Annotated in this window: 23 protein-coding genes; 7 read left to right on the plus strand and 16 right to left on the minus strand. The window is 60.6% G+C overall.

Features of this window, described 5'->3' with window-relative positions:
- The first annotated feature begins 23 nt into the window (after window positions 1–23).
- The 6 genes from MF268_RS20520 (at window position 24) to MF268_RS20545 (ending at window position 5996) form a co-directional block, all read left to right on the plus strand.
- Window positions 24–1169, plus strand: coding sequence for a TAXI family TRAP transporter solute-binding subunit (locus tag MF268_RS20520; RefSeq protein WP_238372731.1), 1146 nt, complete (start codon window positions 24–26; stop codon window positions 1167–1169).
- Between the two features lie 68 nt (window positions 1170–1237).
- Complete coding sequence (locus MF268_RS20525) at window positions 1238–3205, plus strand: TRAP transporter permease (protein ID WP_238372732.1); 1968 nt, start codon at window positions 1238–1240, stop codon at window positions 3203–3205.
- A 1-nt stretch (window position 3206) separates the two neighbouring features.
- A complete protein-coding gene (locus tag MF268_RS20530) occupies window positions 3207–3620 on the plus strand; it encodes a PaaI family thioesterase (protein ID WP_238372733.1) in 414 nt (137 codons plus the stop codon).
- Window positions 3621–3680: 60 nt separating this feature from the next.
- Window positions 3681–4457, plus strand: coding sequence for an SDR family NAD(P)-dependent oxidoreductase (locus MF268_RS20535; RefSeq protein ID WP_238372734.1), 777 nt, complete (start codon window positions 3681–3683; stop codon window positions 4455–4457).
- A 1-nt stretch (window position 4458) separates the two neighbouring features.
- Window positions 4459–4854 carry a Zn-ribbon domain-containing OB-fold protein gene (locus tag MF268_RS20540; RefSeq protein WP_238372735.1) on the plus strand — a complete coding sequence of 132 codons (396 nt, stop codon included), beginning with the start codon at window positions 4459–4461 and terminating at the stop codon, window positions 4852–4854.
- Window positions 4851–5996 carry a thiolase gene (locus tag MF268_RS20545; protein ID WP_238372736.1) on the plus strand — a complete coding sequence of 382 codons (1146 nt, stop codon included), beginning with the start codon at window positions 4851–4853 and terminating at the stop codon, window positions 5994–5996. The genes MF268_RS20540 and MF268_RS20545 overlap by 4 nt, the downstream gene beginning before the upstream one ends.
- A 70-nt stretch (window positions 5997–6066) precedes the next feature.
- Here MF268_RS20545 and MF268_RS20550 read toward each other — a convergent pair whose 3' ends face one another.
- From MF268_RS20550 to MF268_RS20585, 8 genes are all read right to left on the minus strand, one after another.
- The gene (locus MF268_RS20550; RefSeq protein WP_238372737.1) at window positions 6067–7200 is read right to left on the minus strand and encodes a C4-dicarboxylate TRAP transporter substrate-binding protein; all 1134 of its coding nucleotides are present in this window, start codon (window positions 7198–7200) and stop codon (window positions 6067–6069) included.
- 66 nt (window positions 7201–7266) lie between these two features.
- Window positions 7267–8574 carry a TRAP transporter large permease subunit gene (locus tag MF268_RS20555; protein WP_238372738.1) on the minus strand — a complete coding sequence of 436 codons (1308 nt, stop codon included), beginning with the start codon at window positions 8572–8574 and terminating at the stop codon, window positions 7267–7269.
- Window positions 8575–8584: 10 nt separating this feature from the next.
- On the minus strand, window positions 8585–9106 hold the full coding sequence (locus MF268_RS20560; RefSeq protein ID WP_238372739.1) for a TRAP transporter small permease subunit: 522 nt from the start codon (window positions 9104–9106) through the stop codon (window positions 8585–8587).
- Window positions 9107–9148: 42 nt separating this feature from the next.
- Window positions 9149–9925 (minus strand): enoyl-CoA hydratase/isomerase family protein, encoded by a 777-nt coding sequence (locus MF268_RS20565; RefSeq protein WP_238372740.1) that lies wholly within the window; start codon window positions 9923–9925, stop codon window positions 9149–9151.
- 28 nt (window positions 9926–9953) lie between these two features.
- On the minus strand, window positions 9954–11096 hold the full coding sequence (locus tag MF268_RS20570; protein ID WP_238372741.1) for an acyl-CoA dehydrogenase family protein: 1143 nt from the start codon (window positions 11094–11096) through the stop codon (window positions 9954–9956).
- 17 nt (window positions 11097–11113) lie between these two features.
- Window positions 11114–12289, minus strand: coding sequence for an acyl-CoA dehydrogenase family protein (locus MF268_RS20575; protein WP_238372742.1), 1176 nt, complete (start codon window positions 12287–12289; stop codon window positions 11114–11116).
- Window position 12290: 1 nt separating this feature from the next.
- Window positions 12291–13481, minus strand: a complete 1191-nt coding sequence (locus MF268_RS20580) for a CaiB/BaiF CoA transferase family protein (RefSeq protein WP_238372743.1) — start codon at window positions 13479–13481, stop codon at window positions 12291–12293.
- Window positions 13478–14248, minus strand: coding sequence for an enoyl-CoA hydratase/isomerase family protein (locus MF268_RS20585; RefSeq protein ID WP_238372744.1), 771 nt, complete (start codon window positions 14246–14248; stop codon window positions 13478–13480). The genes MF268_RS20580 and MF268_RS20585 overlap by 4 nt, the downstream gene beginning before the upstream one ends.
- Before the next feature lie 223 nt (window positions 14249–14471).
- Between MF268_RS20585 and MF268_RS20590 the strand changes: the two genes are divergently transcribed.
- Window positions 14472–15437, plus strand: coding sequence for an NAD(P)H-dependent flavin oxidoreductase (locus MF268_RS20590; RefSeq protein ID WP_238372745.1), 966 nt, complete (start codon window positions 14472–14474; stop codon window positions 15435–15437).
- Between the two features lie 71 nt (window positions 15438–15508).
- On the opposite strand, the gene MF268_RS20595 is transcribed toward MF268_RS20590, so the two are convergent.
- The 8 genes from MF268_RS20595 to MF268_RS20630 all read right to left on the minus strand — a co-directional run bounded on the left by MF268_RS20595 (window position 15509) and on the right by MF268_RS20630 (window position 23075).
- Window positions 15509–16705, minus strand: a complete 1197-nt coding sequence (locus MF268_RS20595; protein ID WP_238372746.1) for a phenylacetate--CoA ligase family protein — start codon at window positions 16703–16705, stop codon at window positions 15509–15511.
- A gap of 27 nt (window positions 16706–16732) precedes the next feature.
- Window positions 16733–17542 (minus strand): enoyl-CoA hydratase/isomerase family protein, encoded by an 810-nt coding sequence (locus MF268_RS20600; RefSeq protein ID WP_027238738.1) that lies wholly within the window; start codon window positions 17540–17542, stop codon window positions 16733–16735.
- Between the two features lie 39 nt (window positions 17543–17581).
- Complete coding sequence (locus MF268_RS20605) at window positions 17582–18733, minus strand: acyl-CoA dehydrogenase family protein (protein ID WP_238372747.1); 1152 nt, start codon at window positions 18731–18733, stop codon at window positions 17582–17584.
- Window positions 18730–19854 (minus strand): acyl-CoA dehydrogenase family protein, encoded by a 1125-nt coding sequence (locus tag MF268_RS20610; RefSeq protein ID WP_238372748.1) that lies wholly within the window; start codon window positions 19852–19854, stop codon window positions 18730–18732. The genes MF268_RS20605 and MF268_RS20610 overlap by 4 nt, the downstream gene beginning before the upstream one ends.
- Entirely contained in the window at window positions 19841–20290 is a 450-nt protein-coding gene (locus MF268_RS20615; protein ID WP_238372749.1) for a MaoC family dehydratase, read from the minus strand. The genes MF268_RS20610 and MF268_RS20615 overlap by 14 nt, the downstream gene beginning before the upstream one ends.
- Window positions 20287–21006, minus strand: coding sequence for a transglutaminase-like domain-containing protein (locus tag MF268_RS20620; protein ID WP_238372750.1), 720 nt, complete (start codon window positions 21004–21006; stop codon window positions 20287–20289). Before MF268_RS20620 ends, MF268_RS20615 begins: the two co-directional genes overlap by 4 nt.
- Window positions 21007–21070: 64 nt before the next feature.
- Complete coding sequence (locus MF268_RS20625) at window positions 21071–22207, minus strand: CaiB/BaiF CoA transferase family protein (protein ID WP_238372751.1); 1137 nt, start codon at window positions 22205–22207, stop codon at window positions 21071–21073.
- Window positions 22208–22217: 10 nt separating this feature from the next.
- Window positions 22218–23075: a MaoC/PaaZ C-terminal domain-containing protein gene (locus MF268_RS20630; protein ID WP_238372752.1), complete on the minus strand. Its 858-nt coding sequence runs from the start codon at window positions 23073–23075 to the stop codon at window positions 22218–22220.
- Window positions 23076–23096: the final 21 nt, after the last annotated feature.

Raw genomic sequence — 23096 nt, forward strand, 5'->3', positions numbered from 1 at the left:
CGACCAATAAGGAGGAGAAAACCATGAAGTTCAAGATAACTGGTATCGCTGCCGCATGTCTGGCAATTGCGACCTCGACGGGCGCACAAGACATCGATCTGCCTGACGTGATCGCGTGGTCGGCCTATGACACGGGATCGGCCGGTCATGCCCATTCCATTGCCATCGGCAACATGATGCGCAGCAAATACGGATCGACGGTCCGCGTGCTTCCGGGACGGAACGATGTCTCGCGAATGACGCCTCTCAAGAACGGGACGGTCGATTACTGCCTGTGCGGTATCGCCTCCTATTTCGCGGCCGAAGGGGTTTTCCTTTTTGCTGCGCCTGAATGGGGGCCGCAGCCGATCCGGGCAGTTCTTCAGGCCGTTGGCGACTACGGACTGGGTGTTGCTGTCGCCGCCGATGCGGGCATCGACACGATTGCAGATCTCAAGGGGAAACGGGTCGCTCGCGCCGTCAGCTCTCCCGCGATTGACAACAACATGGAGGGTCTGCTGGCCTTTGCGGACCTGACATGGGACGACGTAGAGACTGTGGAGTTTTCGGGCTATGTGAACTCTCTCAAGGGCATTCTCGAAAACCGTGTGGATGCGGCGTTTGCTCTGACGACGACCACTGTGAACTACCAGATCGAATCGAGCCCGCGCGGCCTCAAATGGCTTGAAACACCTGCGGACCAAAGGGAAGCATGGGAACGCTACACCAGCGTGACGCCCTTTGTAACACCGCACATGGTGTCGGTGGGGCCAACCATCGACCCTGCCTCTCCACGACCTATGGCGCTGTACCCCTATCCGATCCTTGTCACTGAAACCGATCAGGATAGCACCGAAGTTCGCAACATCGTCGCCGCGCTTGACGAGGGGTTCGACGACTACAAGGATGCCGCCCCCGGTGCCAATGCATATGCGATTAACCGCCAGATCCTTTCCTGGGTGATGCCATGGAGCGATGGCAGCGTGGCCTACTTCAAGGAAAAGGGTCTTTGGACACCAGAGGCCCAGGCAAATCAGGACAAACTGGTGAATCGGCAAGACGTCCTCGCCCAGGCTTGGAGCGGATTTGTCGCCGACGCACCTGACGGTGAAGAAGAATTTGCCGCTGCATGGATGAAAGCCCGCGCTCAGGCACTGGAAGAGGCCGGCCACGAGGTCTTTTTCCGCTGATGCGACGCAGCGCGGCGTCCAGCGGGCGCCGCGCAATAAGCAACGCAGCACACAACAGGAATACGGGCATGTCACAAGTAACACAGGACGCGCCGGCGCAACCGGCCGGCATGGGCACCCTGCCCGCATTTGTGCGCTGGTTGCTCGTCGCCTCAGCGGTTCTTTTGACCGCGGCCTCGGTCAACCATCTCTTCAATCTGGGGTTCTTCATAAACATCCGGTTGCTTGAGATTCACTACCTGTACGTGATGCTCTTGCTGACGCTGCCGTTGGTGTTCCTTGTCTTCCCTTGCTCAAAGTCAGACCCCTACGGATCGACGCGGTGGTGGGATTACTTTCTGGCGCTGCTGGCTCTGATCACCTGCGCTTTCTTTGCCTACTACGGGCGCAGCGTGGTGAACAAAGGGTGGGATTTCGCCGCGCCCCTTCATGCCGTAATCGCCAGCTTCGCCTTCTGGTTCCTGCTGCTTGTCGCGGCGCGGCGCACCGGCGGCTGGATGCTCTTCGCGGTCATCCTCTCGTTTTCCATCTACCCCATGATCGCAAACTATGCGCCCGGCCCGATCCAGGGCTTCCAGCGCTCGCCCGTCGAGACGGCGATTTTCCACGCGATGAGCGGCGAAAGCGTGCTGGGCATACCGATGCGCAGCTTTGTCAATCTTGTCGTGGGATTCATGATCTTCGGGGTCGCGATGCAACATACCGGCGCGGGTCCGTTCTTTATCGACATCGCCTTTGCCGCGCTCGGGCATGTCCGTGGCGGGCCGGCCAAGGTGGGTGTTCTGACCAGCGGGCTAACTGGTTCGATGAGCGGCAGCGTGATCACCAATGTGCTGACGACCGGGTCGATCACAATTCCTGCTATGAAAAAAGTGGGCTTCAGGCCCGGCTATGCAGCAGGGATCGAAGCGGCGGCATCGACGGGGGCGGTACTGATGCCCCCTATCATGGGCGCCACCGCCTTTGTCATGGCGACTTTTCTGGCGACAGACTACACCAACATCGTGATGGCGGCGGTTCTGCCATCGCTGTTCTACTTCTTCGGCCTGTTCGCACAAATCGACGCGTACTCGGCGCGCAACGGGCTGAAAGGCGTTCCGCGCGCCGACCTTCCCAGAATCGGCAAAGTGCTGCGCGAAGGCTGGTACTTTCTCGCCGTCTTCGGGCTGCTGATCTGGATGCTGCTCTACCTCAAGCGTGAGGCCATCGCCCCGTTCTATGCCACCGCGTTGCTTCTTGTCCTGAACCAGCTGCTGTCAAAATCACGCTGGGGGCGGAAGGAGCTGATGAACTTCCTGATCGCCACGGGACGGCTGTTCGTCGAACTGGTGGCCATCTTGGCGGCGGTCGGACTGATCGTCGGCGGGCTTGCGGTGACCGGGATGTCCGGGACTATCTCCAACGATCTGCTGTTCATCGCGGGCGGCAACACCTTTTTGTTGCTGCTTCTGGGGGCCTTGACCAGTTTCATTCTTGGAATGGGCATGACCGTGACCGCCGCCTATGTGATCCTCGCAGTGTCGCTGGCACCTGCCCTGATCGCCGGCGGGCTCGATCCGATCGGCGTCCATTTGTTCATCCTTTACTGGAGTATGTTGAGTTATATCACACCCCCGGTTGCTTTGGCGGCTTTCGCCGCGGCGGCCATTGCCCAGGCCAAACCCTTCGCGGCAGCCTTCGAAGCGATGAAACTTGGCACCATCATCTACATTATTCCCTTCTTCTTCGTCCTTGACCCCGCGTTCACCCTGCAAGCCGGTCCGCTCGAAAGCCTGCTCACGGTTCTGCGCGCCGGTGTCGGCATTCTGTTGATCTGCGCCGGTATTCAGGGTTACTTGCTGGGCGTCGGGCGGATCGAATCCGACCCGATTGGAGCAATTGCGCGGATCCTGCTCGGTATTGCCGGACTGGCCTTCGCCTTTCCATCGCATCCGGACCTAGCCGTTCCGATCCTCGGTGCGGTAGGAACAGGTATCGGGCTGGCGGCACTGGCAGTCGCTCTGGTGATGTTCTCGACCAAGCAAGAGACAGCGTAAGATGAGCGCGCAGGACGGCAGACCAGACATCCCCGCCCCGTTCAACGCATTGCTAGGTGTGCGCTTTGTCTCGTGGTCCGATGGCAAGGCCGAACTGGAATTGCCTATCGGCCGCGACCATCTGAACGGCGCTTTCGCCGTACATGGCGGTGTCTTCGCGACAATGTTGGACAACGCAGTCACCTTTTGCGCGGCCTACGCGGGGGAGGGCCGCCCGGGTCATCGCTGCCTTACGCTTTCGCTCACAACCAGTTTTGTCGGCCCGGCAGCCGAAGATGACACGCTGACGGCGCGCGCGCGCCTTGTGGGCGGCGGGCGCAAACTGGTCTTTGTACAGGGCGAGATCTTCAATCAAGACGGGCACCGTCTGGCCCATGGCGATGCCGTGATCAAGCGGCTCGCACCACCGTCGTAAACACCTGAGTGAACCGACAGTGAACGAGACCAAACAAACGAAGGACAATAGGAGACAGAAATGATCAACCCGATGGCATTGGACAATCAAGTGGTTATCGTCACAGGCGCCGGACAAGGTATCGGCCGCGGCGTCGCGGCGCTGGCGGCAGAGCTAGGCGCCAAGGTCGTGGTGAACGACCTGAACGAAGACGGCGTCAAGGAAACCGCCGAACAGATCGGTGGCAATGCCCGTGCCATCGTAGGGAATGTGGCCGCCCCTGACTTTCCCGGGAAGCTGGTGAAATTTGCGCTCGACGAATTCGGCGATATCAATGGGCTCGTGAACAATGCCGGCATCGTGCGCGCGGCGATGATCCACAAGATGGACCGGGCCACGTGGCAGCAGGTCATCGACGTGAACCTCACCGGTGTCTTCGCCTGTCTTCAGGCTGTTGGCACCTATTACAAGGATCAGACCGAAAAAGATCCGGAGAGCGCTGCGCGCCGCGCCATCGTGAATATCTCGTCCGATGCCGGGCGTCGCGGCACCATCGGCCAGATCAATTACGGGGCGGCAAAATCCGGGGTTCTGGGCCTGACCATGAGTGCCGCGCGCGAATGGGGCCGTTACCGCATCAACGTCAATTCGGTCTGTTTCGGAATGGTCGAGACACCGATGACCGAGACCATCCGCTCCGACAAGTTTGTCGACAAGTACATGGCGCAGATCCCGATGGGCCGGATGAGCACCCCCGAAGAAGTCGCACAGCCCGTCTGTTTCCTGTTGTCCAACGCGGCATCCTATATCACCGGCCAGCACCTGAGCGTGAACGGTGGCTTCCACATCGGGTTCTGAGATGACAGGTATAGAAAAAGGCCCTGGGCCGGATGCTGTCTTCGCCGCGAAACTGGCCGAGGGCACCTTTGAAATTCAGAAATGCGGCGGCTGCGGCACCCATGTCTTTCATCCGCGCGTGATTTGTCCGGCTTGCGGAGGCGCAGACCTGGGATGGGTCGCGCCCACCGGCAGGGGCACTGTCTATGCGCGTACAGTCGTCCGCCGCAAGCCGGAAAGAGGCGGCGACTACAATGTGGTTCTGGTGGATCTGGAGGAGGGCGTGCGCATGATGTCGCGGATCGACGGCATCGAGCATGACCGGATTGTTACCGGTCTGAAGGTCACCGCTTCGGTCGGCGAAGGCGCGGAGGGAAAACCCGCCGTGGTTTTCGAGCCGGAAGGAGGTGCGCAATGAGTCTGCGGGGAAAAGCCGCCATCGTCGGTACCGCGCTTGCGGGCTGCGGCGAGGCCCATGGCAAAGGCGCGATGGAGATTACAATCGAAGCGGTGCATGGCGCTCTGGCCGACGCGGGCATTGCGCTTGGCGAGGTTGACGCCATCGCCACCTGCCAGCCGCTGGACATGCTGTCGGGGCTGACGCTGGCGCAGGAACTGGGCTTGTCTCCCAAGTTCACCATGAATAACCGCATGGGCGGCTCGTCGTTCCTGTCGCATACGCTTTGGGCCGCGATGCTGCTCGAGTTGCGGCTCGCGGATACCGTGCTGATCTGCTACGGATCGAACCAGCGCACCGCCTCGGGCAAGCTGATGACCGCGCTTGGCCTGCCGACCTATGAGGCGCCCTACCGGCCGTTGTTCCCGCTGTCTTCCTATGCGCTTGCCGCGGACCGCCACATGACGCAATTCGGCACCACGCGCGAACAGTTGGCCGACGTGGCCGTTGCCGCACGCGCTTGGGCCCAAAAGAACCCCGAAGCCTTCCTGCGCGATCCGCTGACGCGCGAAGATGTCATTGCGTCGCGGCTGGTTTCAGACCCGCTGCGGGTGCGCGACTGTTGCCTGGTCACCGATGGCGGCGGCGCCATCGTGATGCGGCGCTCTGAGGCTGCCAAGGATCACCCCAGGCCGCCTGTGTATCTGCTGGGCGGTGGCGAGGGCACGACTCACCGAGACATTTCCGAAATGGCCGACCTGACCGAGACAGGCGCCGTCCAGTCGGGTCAAACGGCGATGGAGATGGCGGGCGTCAAGCCCGCAGACATCGACGTTGTGCAGCTCTACGACGCGTTTACCATCAACGTGATCTTGTTTCTCGAGGATCTGGGCTTTTGCAAGAAAGGCGAAGGCGGTGCGTTTGTGGCGAACGGCGGCATCGCGCCTGGCGGCCACCTGCCAGTCAATACCAATGGTGGCGGCCTGTCTTGCGTGCATCCCGGGATGTACGGCATCTTCACGCTGATCGAGGCGGTGCGGCAGTTGCGCGGTGACGCTGGCGACCGCCAAATCGACAGCGCCGAACTGGCCCTGGCCCACGGCAACGGCGGTGTCCTGTCCAGCCAGGTTACGAATATCTTGGGCACCGACGCCACGCTCTGACCAGGCCATCGGGCAAGACAGAAGCGGCCCTCTGCAAGGAGGGCCGCTTTGCGTTTCTGCCTGAGGCAGCTCAGTTCGGATAGGTTGCCAGGTCGATCTTGGAATAGATTTCCTGACGCAGAAGGTCGGCATAGGGCTGCGGGTTGTCGCGGATCGGTTGCAGCGGACCCGTCAGACCGTGCCATTTCTCGATCAGTTCGCGATAGGTCGCGATCAGCGGGTCCGGATCTTCGATGCCGCGTTCCTCGCGCGAGATGCGGGCGATCTCTTCAAGATCCGCGGTGCGGAAATCGATGAGATCCTGAAGAAACTCAGGCGAGGGTTCGTGCACCTCCAGACCAAGGTCACTGGCCTCTTTCAGCACGTCCAGATCGTCGGTTTCGTAATACACCTCGGTCTGCGCCACGGCTTCGGGGATTTTCTTGGCGAATTGCTCGCGTTGCTCCGGCGAAAGCGAGGCCCAGAACTTCGGGCCGACGGCAAAGATCGAACCGGAATGATAGGTGCCCAGCGGCAGTTCCGTCAGGTGCTTGGCAACCTCGATCAGGCTGTGCCCCTTGAGCGCACCGATCGGCTGCACTGCGGCGGTCACGACACCGTGGCTCATCGTGTCGTACATCTCGCTCGACGGCACGTTCACAGGCTCTGCCCCCAGACGCACCGCCCAGCGGTCCCAGACCGACCCGCCGGTGCGCAGCTTGACGCCCTGCATGTCTGCGATGTCGATGATCGGCTTGGTGGTCAGCAGTACATAGGGTGCCGTGCTGATCCCGCTAAGCGCCACCATGCCGTTCTTGGCGAACTCCTCCTTGCAGGGCTGACAGTGCAGCATCACGAATTCGCTGGTCGCGCCGGCCATCGCATAGTGGTCTTCACCGAGAAGCGCGAGATCGGCAACCAGCTGCGCGTAGGGCATTTCCGAGCGGAAATACGTCAAAGCCAGTAGGCCGACATCGGCAACCCCGTCGCGCAGGCCGGACAAAGTCGGCTTGGGGCCAAGCAAGGCACCGCCAGTAAACAGCTTGAAGTCGAAGGCATCTGGAAATTCTGCCTCGGTCATTTCGGCATAGGCGGCATGGCCACGCGATGTCGCGTGATTGGGCGAGGTCCAGTTGGATATAGTCACCCGCTTCTCGGCCAGGGCCGGTGTCGCCACAAGGACGGCTGTTGCCGCCAGCGCGGCCAGCGCATTGGTACGTTTCATGTTGTCTCCTCCTCTTTCTCAAAGTCCCGCTGTTGCGCGGGGTTCGTCACGGCCGGGATGGCCGAATCAGTTGCCGAGTTCCGGCAGGAACATGATCAGGTCGGGAAAGGCGACCATGATGATCAGGACCGCCACATCCGCAGCCAGAAACCACAAGACACCCTTGAAGATCAGTGAGATCGGGATAGAATCTCCGACGATGCCCTTGATGACAAAGACGTTCAGCCCGACCGGCGGGGTTATCAAAGCCATCTCGACGAGCTTGGTTGCGAGCACGCCAAGCCAGATCAGGCTGATATGATTTGCTTCGTAGATCGGGAGAAGAATGGGCAGCGTCAGCAGCAGGATTCCCAAAGGGTCGAGTATCATGCCCAGCAGGCAAAAAATGACTGCCGTACCGATGACCAGCGTCAGATAGCTGGCGCCCATGTCGATCACCAGGCCCGACATGGCTTCGGGAACCCCACTGATGGCCAGGAAACGCGAGAACAGATTGGCGCCCACCGCGATGATGAAGATCGCCGCAGTCATTTTCGCCGTGTCCAGAAGCGCGATCTTTGAGACTCTCCAGTTCAGAGTGCCGCGCGCAGCCGCAATCCCGAAAGACAGCGCAGCTCCGACCGCGCCAGCTTGGGTGGGGGTGAAAAATCCTGAGAACAACCCGCCAAACACGCCCAACACCAGCAACAACAAGGGCCATGTTTCGCCCAAAGCTTCAAATCGCTCCGACCAAGTCGAGCGTTCGTCCAGCGGAGGCGCAAGTTCGGGATTGATCCGCACGCGAATGATGATCACCGCCGCGTAGCCCAGCATCGTCAGCAGACCCGGGACGATTGCGGCAAGAAACAGCTTGCTGATCGCGACTTCAGCGAAGATCCCGTAAATGATCAGAAGGATGCTCGGTGGAATGAGCGATCCCATCGTCCCGGCCGCAGCGACGACGGCGGTGCTCAAACCGGGATCGTATTTCCGCTTGAGCATTTCCGGCACAGCGATCCGTCCCATGGCCGCAGCACAGGCAAGGCTGGAACCGGCCGCCGCCGAAAACAGCGCGGCCCCTCCGACACTGGCCACTGCCAGCCCGCCGGGCAGAAACGACAGCCAAATCCGCGCGGCCTTGAAAATCCCGCGCGTGATGTCGGTCTGATAACAGACGTAACCCATCAAAAGGAACATCGGGATCGAACTGAGGGTCCAGTGCGCTGCAAAATCATAGGGCACGGCCGTCAGCAGACCGAATGCCGCCCCGCTGCCCAACATGGCCCAGAACCCGAAGAAGGACACGATACCCAGTGCAACCGCTATTGGGAGGCGCAACAATACCAGCACGATCACAGAGACGATGCCGAAAAGGCCGATTTGAAAAAAGCTCACCGTCGTGCTCCTATTCGTACATGTCGTGATTGAGACTGGCCATGCCTGTTTCGGTGAAGGGGCGTTGGATCAGCTTTGCCAGCAAAAGCAGCACCATCAGCCCCGCGCCAATTGGCAGAAAGAAGCGACCGGGCCAGACGGTCACCGCCGCCATGCCCATGGATTTTTCTCCAACGGTGTATTTCTCGACGGCGTCTATCCAGGTCTGCCAGGTCAGCAGGCCGTAGAACATCGCAGATAATGCCAGCGCCAGCATGTCCAGAACGGTCCTGCCCGCCGCCGGGATCAGATCGTGGATCAGATCGACCTTGATGTGCTCGTTGGTGAATTCGACGAAGGGTAGCGGCAGGAAGACCAACCCAACCATGTAGTAATAAGACACGTAATCCACCGTTCCAGGCAGCGGCTCGGCGACAAACTGGCTCAGAACAACATCGAGCGTAACATGGACCATCATCAGCGCCGCCAGGGTAGTCGCAACATAGGTGATAATCCGCGACACCCAGCCAAGTCGTGCAATAACTGTTTCCATCGCTATCTCTTCCCTGTCGTAATAAGGGCGCAAACCGCTTGGTCAGGCGCCACGGAAAACCGGTTTTCTCTTGCTCAGGAAGGCGTCGATGCCTTCGGCGTGATCCGTGCTCTTGATGATTTGCCCCTGAACGATGGCTTCTGTTTCAAGAAAGCTCTCCAGCGAAGGTTGCATCGCGGCGCGCATCAGCCGCTTGGTACCGGCCAGGGCAAAGGTCGGTCCTGCGGCCAGATCTGCCGCATAATCCAGCGCCGCCGTGTCGAGGGCATCATCGGAATGAACCTGGCTTGCCAAACCAAGGCTCAGGGCTTCATCGGCCGGCACCAGCCGCGCAGAAAAGGCAAGGTCCGTTGCACGCTGCCGCCCGATCAGGTTCTGAAGAAAAAACGCCGCGCCGCCATCCGGGGCCAGGCCGACCTTGCGAAAGACCTGACCGAGTTTTGCAGTCTCGGAAAGCAGGACGACGTCGCAGGCCAGCGCCATGCTCAGACCGATCCCGACTGCGGGACCGCGCACTGCGGCAACCACAGGCTTCTCACAATTGAATATGGACAGGATCATCTGATGTGCCCTGTACAAACGGGCCCGATCACCCCAGACATCGTCCTTGCCCATGGTCGAAATATCCGCGCCCGCACAAAAGGCTCGGCCCTCGGCCCGGAATAGAACTGCCCTTATTTGCGGGTCGGTTTGAATGTCGCGAAACGTGTCCATGAGTTCGACGCGCATTTCGAGGGTCAGCGCATTCAGCTTGTCGGGCCGGTTCAACGATACGATGGCCAGACCTTCTGAGTGTTCTACAGTGATATCACTTGCCATGACCGCCCCTCCCTGTGGCGCATTTTCGTCAATCAGTGAACAGCGACCGTGCAATCCCGTTCTTATGTATCTGGGTCGTTCCCCCGGTGATCGTCAGCATCCGCACATCCCGCACCATCCGCTCCAACGGAAGCGAACCGAAATAGCCGTAGCCGCCGAACATCTGCATGGCGTCATGGGTTACGCGTTGCGCCATTTCGGTGGCCTGAACCTTGGCGATCGAAGACAATGTGGGATCGGGCTGGCCGCGGTCGATCAACGACAGCGCCGTATAGCACAGCGACCGTGCGGCCTCGATCTGCACCTTCATGTCCGACATCATCCATTGCAGCCCTTGCATTTCAGACAGCGCCTTGCCGAATTGCCGGCGGGTTTTCATGTAGTCGCGCGCGAGGTCGAACGCCCCTTCGGCGACACCAAGCGCCAGAATCCCCATGCCGACGCGCGTGGCGTTGTAAACGCCCAGCGGGCGGACAAAGCCGCTGGAATTGTCGGCCAGCCCTTCGGTCACGATGTTTTCGGACGGCACCCGAACGTCGTCAAAGTGGATCTCGCATTCGTTGCAGCCGCGTGCGCCCATCTTCTGTTCGAGGATTTTCACCGTCACGCCGGGGCTTTCGCGTTCCACCAGAACCGTGCCAATGCCGCGCGCGCCCTTGCTGTCGCAGAACCGCGCATAAACCAGAAGATAATCGGCCCGGTCGCCGAAGGTGGTAAAAATCTTGCCACCGTTCAGTACATAGTCGTTGCCGTCCTGCCGCAGCGAGGTCGTCACTGCCGTGGCGTCCGAGCCTGCCTCAGGCTCGGTCCAGGAAATCGCGCATTCGATCTCACCCGCCGCAAAGCGCGGCAGGAAATCGCGCTTCAGCGCGTCGCTGCCGCAGGTGGCGATGATCCGGGGCGAGACGTTCTGATCGTGGACGATCAGCGCGGTGTTGAAATCCACCTTCGCCAGTTCCTCGATCACGAGGTAGCAATCCACCAGCGGCGCACCACCGCCGCCAAATTCCTCGGGGATGGTCATGCCCAGATAGCCAAGCGCGGCCAGGCGATTGTGGTTTTCCTCGGGGTAGATACCTTCGCGGTCCCAGCGCGCGGCGCGGTCTCGGAATTCCCCCAGTGCCAGCTTGTGCGCGGCATCCTTGAGAGCGATCTGTTCTGTCGTCAACAAAGAGGGATGCATCCGCCCTACCCCCGCCGCTGGTTGAAGCTGTGGCCATAGACCATGGCGGCAATCGTGTTACGCAGGATCTCAACGGTGCCACCGCCCAGCGCGAAACCGCGCGCGTCCCGCACCATACGCTCCAGGGGGTATTCGCGTGTATAGCCGTTATGGCCATGAATCTGGAGCGCGTCGTTCGTGACCCGCTGCGCCATTTCGTTGGCGTAGAGCTTGGCCATGGTTGCGTCCATCGGATCGGGAAAGCCGTTCGGGGCCGGGTTGGTTGCCGCCCGATAGACCATCAGGCGCGCAGCATGGAGCTGCGTGGCCATGTCGGCGATCTTCCATTGCAGGCCCTGGAATTCCTTGATCGGGCGCCCGAACTGATGGCGGATCTCGGAATACGACTTGGCAGCCTCGAAAGCACCCTGCGCCAGCCCGACGCACATCGCTGCGTTGCCCACCCGCTCGGGACCGAAACTGCTCATCAACAGCGCGAAGGAGCGCGAGCTTTCGGGATCGCCCTCAACCAGAACGTCCTCTGGGCCGGCCTTGTAGTTTTCAAGGATGATCTCGGCCTCTGTAAGACCCCGGCCACCCATCTTCAGCGATATGTGGCCGATCCGCGCGCCCGGCTTCTTCAGATCGACGACAAAGGCACCGATCCCCTTTGCTCCGCTGGCCTTGCCGAAACGGCAGAAGACCAACGCATAATCGGCCACATGGGCGCCCGTGGACCAGCATTTGTTCCCGTTCAGCACCCAGCCGTCGCCATCCTTGGTGGCCGTGGTGCGCAGGTCGGTCACGGCCGACCCAGCCTCGGGTTCGCTGATGGCGATTGCGATGAATTTCTTGCCGGCCGCCATGTCTGGCAGGAACCGCTTTTTCTGTTCGTCGCTGCCAAGAACGCTGATCGCCCGGGATGGGCCGTTCAGGTAGAGCTGCGAGACCAGCGCCGTGTTGAAACAGACCCGCGCCATTTCTTCTAGAAACACCGTGCCCTGGATCACCGGCGCGCCGGAGCCGCCGTATTCTTCAGGGATGAACATGCCCAGATAGCCAAGTTCGGCCAGCTTGTCGCGGTTTACGGTCGGAAACTCTTCGGTTTCGTCCCAATGGGCGGCCATGGGAGCAAACTCGCGCTCAGCCAGCTTGCGGGCCGCGTTGCGAAAATCCTCCAATTCCGGATCGAGGTTGAACATGTCAGTAGGTGTCCTTTGATTGAGCAGAAGGCAGGTCCTGTTCCAGCGCGCTCAGGATGCGCGCCGTATCGGCGCCTGCGGCTGGTGCGGGGATAGGGGCGACCTGTGGGTGAGCCGCGAAACGCATCGGCAGCCCTGGAACAGGGACCTTGCCCAGGTCTGGATGCGGAAGGTCATGGATCATACCGCGGGCGCGCATGTCTTCGTCCGACACCACTTCAGCGAGCGTGCGCACCGGGGCGCCCGGCACATGTGCGCCGCTCAGGGCCGCGAAAATCTCGGCGCGGGTATGACGTGAGGTCCACGCCGTCACCCAGCCATCGACTCGGGCACGCTGCGCGCAGCGCGCGGGCCCTTCGGCCAGGTCGGGATCTTCGGCCAGTTCAGGGCGGCCCATGGCGCGGATCAGTTGCTGCCAGTGGCGATCGTTCAGGCACATGATGGCCACCTGTCCGTCTTGCGCCGGAAACAGATCGTAGGGTGCGACCTTGAGCACAGCCTGACTATTGCCGGCCCGGTCAGCGAAACCGTGGGACGCCAACAGAAAACTTGCGATATTCGATGCCAGCGCGTGGTGTGCGACGTCCTGCATTGCGATTTGGACAAAATCCCCGCGCCCTGTCGCGCCGCGCGCATGCAACGCTGCCATAATGCCACCAAAAAGGTGGATACCGCCCAGAAAATCGGTGATCGCTGCACCGCATTTCACCGGTGGACCATCGGGAAACCCGGCCACCGACATCAGACCCGTCAGGGCCTGAATAGGAAAATCCATCGCCGGTGCATCGCGATAGACGGAATCAGCCGCGTAGCCCTTTCCTGACCCCATGACCAGGCGCGGATTGCGGGCACAGAGTGTTTCCCACCCCAGCCCCAGTTTCTCCATCGTACCGGGACGGAAATTCTCGATTAGAACATCGGCCGTATCTGCCAGCGCCAGCAGGGCGGTGCGCCCGTCCTTGGACCCCAGATCGAGCGTCACGCTCTGTTTGCTGGAATTGAGCATCATCGCTGCGGGGTTCTCGCGCCCACCCGCGATGCCGCGGATACTGTCGCCGCCGGGCGGCTCGACCTTGATGACCTCTGCCCCCATGAGCGCGAACATCAGACCGCAATAGGGCCCAAGGTAGACCTGCCCGAGGTCGATCACCCTGAGACCGGCCAGCGGGCCACTGTCAGCCGCCGCGTTCATGATCCGACAAAGCGCGGCGGACGCTTTTCCTTGAAAGAGGCGACCGCCTCGCGGTGATCTTCGGTCTGCATGATATGGGCTTCGGCGGTTGCCTCGATCTCGAGATAGGTCGCGAAATCGCAATCCATGCCACGGTTCAGCATCGACTTGCCCAGCCCAAAGGCTCGGGTCGGCCCTTCGGCCAGACGCGCGGCCAGCGCAGCGGCCTCTGCGTCGAGCGCGTCTTCTTTGTGGATTGCGTGGACGATCCCAAGGTCGTGCGCCTCTTGGGCATCGATCACCTGGGCCGTCAGGAACATCGCCTTCGCCCGGTGCGTCCCGACCGTCCGCGCTAGCAAGTAAAGCCCGCCACCGTCGGGCACGATCGCCACGCGCGCATAGGCCTGGCAAAAGCGGGCCGAGGGCGCTGCCAGGATCACGTCAGCCAGAAGTGCAATGTTGAACCCCACGCCAAAGGCCGGCCCGGCAACCGCTGCGACGACCGGCTTTTCAAGATCATATAGCATCCGGGTTACGCGGTGCTGTTGTTTCATGCGGTCCCGCATGGCCACAGGCGAAGAACCGGCGAAAGTGTTGATGTCACCTCCGGCGCAAAACGCGCCCCCGGCGCCCGTGATCAACAGCGCGCGCACGCGGTCATCGTCGCGCACCTGGGTGACGATGTGTTCCATCTCTTTGCGTGCGTCTTGATCAAGGGCATTCTTCTTCTCGGGAAAATCGAAGGTCATCCGACCAACGCTTTCCGAGCGGCTGTAGAGCAAAGGCACCGCTTCCTCCTCCCAGAATGGGCTAGCATGGAACACGATAGGAGTGGCATTGATCGACGGGCTATAGTCCGGTGCGGAATATCACACATGCGTAAAATTCACCCGTTCTGTGTATTTCCTTGCGGTCTACTGGCACGCTTGTTTTGGCTTCCCTTCCCATGCGCGCCCGTCAAGGCTACGGGCCTCGGCACCCCCTGTTGAAACAGCAAAGAAGAAGTAGACAATGTACTCCGACACCCCTCTCGGCCGCTTGCGCCTGCCCTTGATCTGCTCGCCCATGTTCCTGGTGTCCGGGCCGGATCTTGTCATCGCCCAGTGCAAGGCCGGCGTTATCGGCAGCTTTCCGGCGCTGAACGCACGCGAGTCCGAAGGGGAGCCGCCGCTGCTCGACGCTTGGCTCAAGCGCATCACCGAAGAGCTTGACGCGCACAATCAGGCCAATCCCGATCGGCCCGCCGCGCCCTTTGCGGTCAACCAGATCGTCCATCGTTCGAATGATCGGATTGAGCGGGACGTCGAAATATGTGCGCGCTGGAAAGTGCCGGTCTGGATTACATCAATGGGCGCACGAGAAGACGTCAATCAGGCGGCGCATGATTGCGGCGGCATTGTACTGCACGACGTGATCAACAACAAATACGCCAGGAAAGCAATCGACAAGGGCGCCGACGGCCTGATCGCGGTCTGCGCTGGCGCGGGCGGCCACGCCGGTGCCTTGTCACCTTTTGCGCTGGTTCAGGAAATCCGGGAATGGTTCGATGGTCCGCTTGCCCTGTCGGGGTCCATCGCGACCGGGCGTGCCGTTCTGGCGGCACAGGCCATGGGCGCGGATTTTGGTTATATCGGATCGCCCTTCATTGCCATGACCGAGGCGGTGGCGTCGGAGGATTACAAGCAGATGATTGTCGACGGCGGGGCCGATGATATTGTGTATACCAACTATTTCAGCGGCGTGAATGCCAACTATCTGAAACCGTCGGTACGGGCGGTTGGCCTTGATCCTGACAACCTAGCCGGTATCGGCAACAAGCTCGATCTGGCCACCGGCGCCGTTCGCCCCAAGGCCTGGCGCGACATCTGGGGCAGCGGTCAGGGGATCGGAGCGGTGAAAGAGGTGATGACGACGGCGGCGTATGTCGACCGTCTCGACCGGGAATACCACGCCGCCAAAGATGCCCTCGGTCCCTGACGAAAGAGGGCGGCAGGTTGCCCAGCCGCCCTTCTGTTCCTGCCGTTGTCGCAGATGATCGAGAAGCGATCTCAGCCGTCTTTCTGGTTGATGATCAGTTCTGCATTCTCGGGTAGTTCCGAAACAATGCTCACCTCGTCGGCGCGGATTCGTGCATGCAGTTTGAAGGTTTCGACGGCGGCTGTTTCCGCAGCAGAAGCGTCGGCACCATCATCCAGCACAAGCGAGAGGCGGATCATGTCGCGATCGTTCTCGCGCGTTACCATGGCCTGCGCGGCCTTTGCGCCGGGCGTGCCGATGACAACTTCTTCGATCACGCGCGGGTAAACGAATATCTCACGCACTTTGACCGCTGCGCCGACCCGGCCCTGCAGTGCGGAAATCCGGCTGACGGTGCCATCCGCGTTGCTCTCCAGCGCAAAGGCGCTGTCGCCGGTACCGAACCGGATCATCGGCCAGGTGGCATCGCGCGCGGTCACAACAACCTCACCAGGTTCCCCGTGAGCGACCTGTTCTCCGCTGACCGGATCGCAGATTTGCACCACGCGGTCGGGGTGAACCACATAGCCTTCGCCGCCATCCTCATAGGCGACAAGGCCCAGATCCGCAGTGGCATAGGCAGCCCAGGTGGAGACGCCATAGTCGGCCTCGATCCGGCGGCGCTTGGCCATCCAGTCGCCCATCTCACCGCCGAGGAAGGCCGTCTTTACCTTCCATGCGTCGCGGCCATAGGTTTCGATCACCTTGTCCGCCAGCGTCAGGAAAAACGCGGTCGAGGCGCAGATCGAGGTCACGCCGGTTTCGACGATGATCTGTGCCTGAAGCTCGGTATTTCCAACGCCTCCGGGGATAACCGTGGCGCCGGCGGACTGTGCCGCTTCATCGAACAGCAAGCCTGCCGGCACGAGGTGGTACATCCAGGTGTTCAGGATGATATCCCCGGGCCCCACGCCGGCCGCCTTGAACAGCAGGTCCAGACCGTGGCCGCCACCGCCCGAAAGTGCCGGTTCGAAAATCGGGCCGGGGGATACGTAGATCCGCCCGATATCCTTGAGATCCGAGGCGAGGAACCCGCCGAAGGGTGGATTGTCACGCTGGATCTTCAGAAGCTCCTCCTTCTTCATCACCGGAAGACGCGAGAGGTCCGCCACCGATGTGACGGCTGCCGGATCAAATCCGGCAGCCGTAAATCGCGATTTCAGGCCAGGAGCCTTTTCGGCCGCAGCGGCATAGGCTTGCGCTATATCTTGGTAGATATCTTCAGACATTTCCATGCCTCCTCGTCCAATCAGGCGTTAAAGCGGGCAGTCCTTGCGGAAGTTCGGCGCGCGCTTCTCCCGATGTGACAGAACGCCTTCCCTGACGTCTTCACCCATGAAACCGAGCATCTCCAGCGCGGTCGACGCATCGAAGATCGGGCCAGCCTGGCGCAGCCAGTTGTTCAGCGAATACTTGGTCCAGCGGATTGCGCTTTGCGAGCCGTTGGCCAGCTCGACGGCCGTGTCCAAAGCGATTTGTTGCAACTCGTCATCTTCGACGCACATTGAGACAAGGCCGATGCGCTCGGCCTCTTCGCCCGAAACCGGCTTACAAGTCATCAGATAGTATTTCGCCTTGGCCATCGAAGTCAGCAGCGGCCAGATGATCGCCGCGACATCGCCAGCGGCAACACCCAGGCGCGGGTGACCATCGACAATCTTGGCCTTCTTCCCGGCAATCGAGATGTCGGCGAGGATGGCGACCACAAGACCGGCACCGGCCGCAGGTCCGTTGATCGCGGAAATAATGGGTTTGTTGCAGTTGATGATGTTGTAGACAAGGTCTTTGGCCTCTTTCCAAGTCTTCATGATCTCGTGCGAGTCGCCGATCATTTTTTCAATCAAGCTGAAATCACCGCCGGCGGAAAACGCCTTTCCCGCGCCGGTTACAATGACCGCGTTGATGTCGGGATCGCGGTCGATATCGATCCACATGTCCGTCATCTGGGTATGGGTTTCCGCGTCCACGGAATTAAAGGACTCAGGGCGGTCAAAAGTGATGCGCAGGACGCGATCCGCCGGGTAGTCAAATTTCAGTTTGTCGTACTTTGCATAGCGCTCCGACATAGTTCTTTTCCTCCGTAGGGTGTGGGTATGAGTATGGGTTCAGCCAGGCAGTCCGAGGACGGCCTTGGACAGAATGTTTCGTTGGATTTCGTTCGATCCACCGTAGATCGTGGTCGGTCTGGCCTTATAAAAGCTCGCAAGGACATCGACACTTACGTTGCCGACTTGAAGTGGCCCGATTGTGCCACCGTCGGGGCCGGCCGCTTCGATCATAAGCTCGGTAATGCGCTGAAAGCACTCAGTCACCCAGATTTTGAGCATCGAGACATCCGCGCCGAGCGTTTCACCTCGCTTGAGCTGATCGGCAAAACGGGCGTATAGCGCGGCGTGATCTTCAACATCGAGTGCGGCTTGGGCAAAGCGGTCGCGGAACACCGGATCATCGAAAGCGCCACGGCCCCGGGCAAAGCTTTCCAGTTGCCCCAGTGCGTTCTGGGCCAGGCTTGGTGAGCCGATGAAGATGCGCTCGAAACTCAGAAGCGCCTTGGCCATCGTCCAGCCCTTGTTCAACTCGCCCACGAGGTTTTCACTGGGCGTACGGGCATTGTCGAAGAAGACCTCGCAAAACTCGGTCTCGCCCGACAGGGTAGTGATCGTGCGCACCTCGACTCCAGGTTGATCCATCGGAGCGAGCAGGAAACTGATGCCCTGTTGTTTCTTGGGCGCGTCCGGATCGGTGCGCACCAGCATGAAGATGTGCGTGGCATCATGCGCCATCGTGGTCCAGATCTTCTGTCCGTTGATGACAAATTCGCCGCCATCAATCTCTGCGCGTGTGCGCAGGTTGGCCAGATCGGATCCGGCGCCGGGTTCCGAATAGCCCTGACACCAGATGTCTTCACAACTCAGGATACGCGGCAGCCAATAGTCTATCTGTTCCTGGGTGCCAAACTTGATAATCAGCGGGCCGACCATCTGCACGCCCATGTCGCGGCCACGATTGACGCCCCAGCGTTGCTGCTCCTCGTAGAAAATCAGAAGCTTGGCGGCGTTCAGCCCCATGCCGCCGTATTCCGCAGGCCAGGCCGGCGCGACCCAGCCCTTGGCGTGCAGCTTGCGGTGCCAATGTTCGATCTCGGCGAACTTGGGACGATGCGGCAGGTGGCGCAGCTCCTCGGGATATTCCGCCTCGAAGAACTGGCGCACTTCTTTGCGGAAGTCCGCATCGCTCATTGCGTTGCAGTCGGTCATTGTGCTGCCCCCTCTGCTTCGCGTGCATCGAACCAAATCCGCCTGTGATAGGCGTCGTCGCCCAACCAGGCCGACAGCACCAGCGCCCGGTTCAGGTAGAGCCCGATATCGAACTCATCCGTGTACCCGACCGCCCCGTGCAACTGGATCGCATCACGGGTAATTCTTTTGCCGGCCGTAACCGCACGCGCCTTGGCACGGCTGGCAAGCTGCGCCCGAACTTTCGGATCGGTTTCGCTGTCCATCAGCGCCAGAACTTCGCGGACGCCCGCCTGTGCAACCTCGCACATCACGTTGAGGTCGACAGCACGATGCTGGATGACCTGGAATGACCCGATCGGCTTGTCGAACTGCTCGCGGGTCTTGATGTACTCGAGCGTAATCTCGAAGGCGCACTCGCTCAGGCCGACAAGCTCGGCCGCGGCAAGCGCCGTTGCATCGGCGACAGCCTCGGCAAGCGCAGCCTGAACCGCGTCGCCGCTGGCCAGTTCCGCGGCCGGTGTTCCTGAAAACGAAAGCTCGCCCAGGGAACTGCCGTCGGCCTGCGCCCGCTTGTCGATGACAACCCCGTCCGCGGTGGCCTCGGCCAAGACGAGAACCGGTCCACCATCTTGTTCGGCCACGACGAGGAACCCTCGCGATCCGGTCGCACTGACCACCCAAGCCTTGTTTCCGGTTAGCCGCCCGTCCGCGTATCGGCAGGTCGCATCGGCGGGCGCCCCGCCCGGGCCACGTTCCTGCCAGGCAACCGCCAGTGAAACCTCGCCGCCGATGAGCTGCGCCATCTTCGGATGTTCCGGGCAAAGGCGACGCAGAAGGCCGAGACTCAGACCGATCGTCAACACGACCGGTTCCGGTGCAATCACGCGACCGGCCTCTTCTGCGATAACGCCCCCGGCGGCCAGGCCCATGCCAAGACCCCCCTGCTCTTCGGGCACCGCCACGCCGAAAACGCCGGCCTCAGCCAGTTCCCGGACCATCTTCGGGTCGAAACTGCCCCCGGCATCACGGAGTTTTCGGGCTCTTCCACTTCCGCCCGCGCGTTCGAACAGGGTGCGCGCGCTCTCCCGCAACAGGCGAAGGTCTTCTTGTTCGCTGGAAATTGTATCAGTCTGTGTCATTTTGTTTTCGCTGGATCATCACGGGGGTGTCGGTCGAAAAAACGACCTCGCCCTCGGGGTTTTTGGCGCTAAGCGTATAGTGCAAAACACCTCTGTCGGGCTTGCTTCTTGAAGGCGTGACCGCGTTGACTGTCAGTTCGACATCAAGGGGTTCGTTCGGGCGCACCGGCCGCAGCCAGCGCAGATTGTCAAAGCCCATGCCACCGATATTGGCAACATCGACCATCATTTCGGTCATGACGGGCTTGAATGCCTCCAGCATCGTCTGAAAGCCCGAGGCAATCAGGCTGCCGTGAATGGTGGCCGCATAGGCTTCGTCGGTGTGGAGCCGCTGCGGATCCCATACCTCGGCAAATGCCTTTATCGAGTCTGCGCTCATCGGGGCACTGCGAAAGTGATAGACTTGGCCCGGCGCGAAATCCTCCAGATACTTCAAGAAGCACCCTCCTTTGCGAAACCGGAATCATATCCGTTGGCATCCCGGGAAATTCGTACGCGGTTGAATTCTTCCAGCTTCGGATAGGTTTCCTTGAAGGCCACTAGGAATTCGCCCATGGGCGCGTCGAAATAGAGTCCCCGATCGTTTACATATTCCATGTGCCGGTGGTCCAGCTCATCGAACTCGTGGAAAAGCGCATCGTGATAGCCGTCGAAGACCAGTGGTTTGACCCCGAATCTTTTACACAGCTCCATGTTAAATGCAGGTGTTACTTTGTAGGGCTCACCATCCAGCCACAGTTGAACGTAGCCGTGATAGATGAATAGGTCAGTTCCCATCAACTCCTGCAGCTTAGGGGTGTTCAGGTGGTTGCGCACATCGGCAAACCCAAGTGCGGCGGGGATACCCACAGCACGCAAACAGGCCGCAAGCAGGATCGCCTTGGGAACGCAAAATGCCGCTTCTGCCCCTGCGATCCGGCTGGCACGGTAAGAATCTTCATCCAGCGCAAAACAATATGGGTCGTAACGAATGTCGTCGCGAACCGCTTCAAACAGACGGATCGCCTTGTCCCGCTTGGTTGCATCCGGCGAAAGATCGCGCAAAGCCGCTGTCACAAACTCCTGCACTTCGAGGCTGTCGCTTTCGACATAGTGCGACGGCATGACATAGCGCTCGGCTTCTGCAGGCAGGTGATCATCGGACTCGGCCATTGGATCTCTCCATTTTTCTAACAATTGTTAGAATAGTGATTCACCACCAGCACGTCAACGGGATTTAATCTGTATCCGGCGCGTCCAGCCCGTAACGCGCATTGTCTTCTCCCAAGGCGGCCGCAACTCCGACCGAGTTGGCCGGAGACCGGAACTCCGGCGCAATTGGTAGCGGCAATGCGGGCGCATTCTGGCCGGATACGCTCAGGGTTCGCCCAAAAACGTCACGCGCTTTGAAATGCGGGTCACGCGACGCCTCGGCGGGCGTTTTTACGACCGAACAGCAACAATCGGCCGTCGCCAGCAAAGGCTCCCAATGGGTCGAGGGCTGTTTCCCCAGACGACGCGCAACTTCCGCAGCACAGGAATCAGGCTCGGACCAGTCATCGCGAAGCGCCGACGGCAAACCGATGACATCGCAGAACGACTGCCAGAACTTTTCTTCCAACGCGCCAACGGCGATCTGACGCCCGTCCGCAGCCGTATAAAGCCGATACCGGGCCAGGCCGCCCGTCAGGCGGCTGCCGCCGCTTTCGATGTTTTGCCCGGCGATCACACCTTCGGCATGGGCCCAATAGGCAAAGGCGAACACCCCCTCGGACATGGCGATATCCAGATGCGTCCCCTGCCCGTTTGCCTGCCGCGCAATCAGGGCCAGCAGGATATTCATCACCGCCGGATAGGTTCCGCCTCCGATATCGGCGACCAGCCCGAACGGTGCCGTTGGTTGGTCATCCGGTCCGCAGCTCAGCGACAGGATACCCGCATCACCGACGTAGTTAAGGTCGTGGCCAGCGGCGCTGGCCTTTGGTCCGGTCTGGCCATAGCCGGTGATCGAACAATAGATGAGACCGGGATTGATCTCGCGCACAGCTTCATAACCAAGACCGAGCCGGCCCATCACGCCGGGACGGAACTGCTCTACCAGAATATCGGCCTTCTCGATCAAGGGGCGCAGAAGATTCACTGCGCCCCTTGATTTTAGGTCGATGGCCACCGATCGCTTGCCGTGGTTCAACACAGCAAAGCCGATGCTCTCTCCTTCGATCATGGGTTCAGTGTGGCGCGCGTCCTCACCGACCCCAGGCCGTTCGAACTTGACAACTTCGGCGCCGGCCTCGGAAAGCATGAGCGTTGCCATCGGACCGGGAAGAAGGGTGCTGAAATCCAACACCAGAATACCCTTGAGCGGTTGGGTCATCTTCTGCTCTTCACGCGAAGCGCGCGGCGCCATTGTTCAGAACAACGACGTCGCGTGCCGGGACCGACGCGCGAAACCGGGCCTCGCCGTCCTCTTCCCAAATTTCGAACCGCACGGTTTCGCCGGGATAGACCGGCGCCGAGAACCGAACATCCAAGCCGACAAGCCGGGCCGCATCATAGTCGAGCAACGTCTTGAGGATCGCCCGGGCCGCCAGCCCGTAGGTTGCCAGACCATGCAGGATCGGGCGATCGAACCCAACCGAACGGGCGACATCCGGGTCAGCGTGAAGCGGATTGAAATCGCCGCTGAGGCGATAAATGAGCGCCTGACGTGGCAGGGTTTCGATTTCACAGACGTGATCGGGCGCGCGGTCAGGCAGCGCTGCCGGTGCCGGGCCCGCCTTGTTTTCACCGCCAAAGCCGCCATCGCCGCGACAGAAGGCCGACATCGCCACGCGCGCCAGCTTTTCACCGCTGTCCGCGTCGATAATATCGCGGCTTTGGTAGATGACGGCACCCTTGCCCTCGCCCTTGTCGGAGATGAAGTCGATCTTGCTGCGGCCGATAATCCGGCCATGGGTCGGCAGCGGCTTGTAGATATCCAGCCACTGTTCACCATGTAGCACTTGCTGCCAGTTCACACCGGTCTTGGGATCGCGCAGCCAGAAGCCGGGGTACCCCATAGTGACCGCCATTGCGGGCACCGCCTTAAGCCCGTTCTCATAGACATAGGCCAGTTCCTTTTTGTCGGTCGGATCCTCGCCGAACCCAAGGCCGAGCGCATACAGGATGGTATCCCGCTCGGTCAGTGTCTGTTCAATTTCCTCAAAGTCCCAGTTCGACAGTGCATCAAAATCCAATGGCATTATCTTTCCTCCCTTAATTGC

It is taken from the genome of Heliomarina baculiformis, from assembly GCF_019966545.1.
GTDB classification, from domain to species: Bacteria; Pseudomonadota; Alphaproteobacteria; order Rhodobacterales; family Rhodobacteraceae; genus Heliomarina; species Heliomarina baculiformis.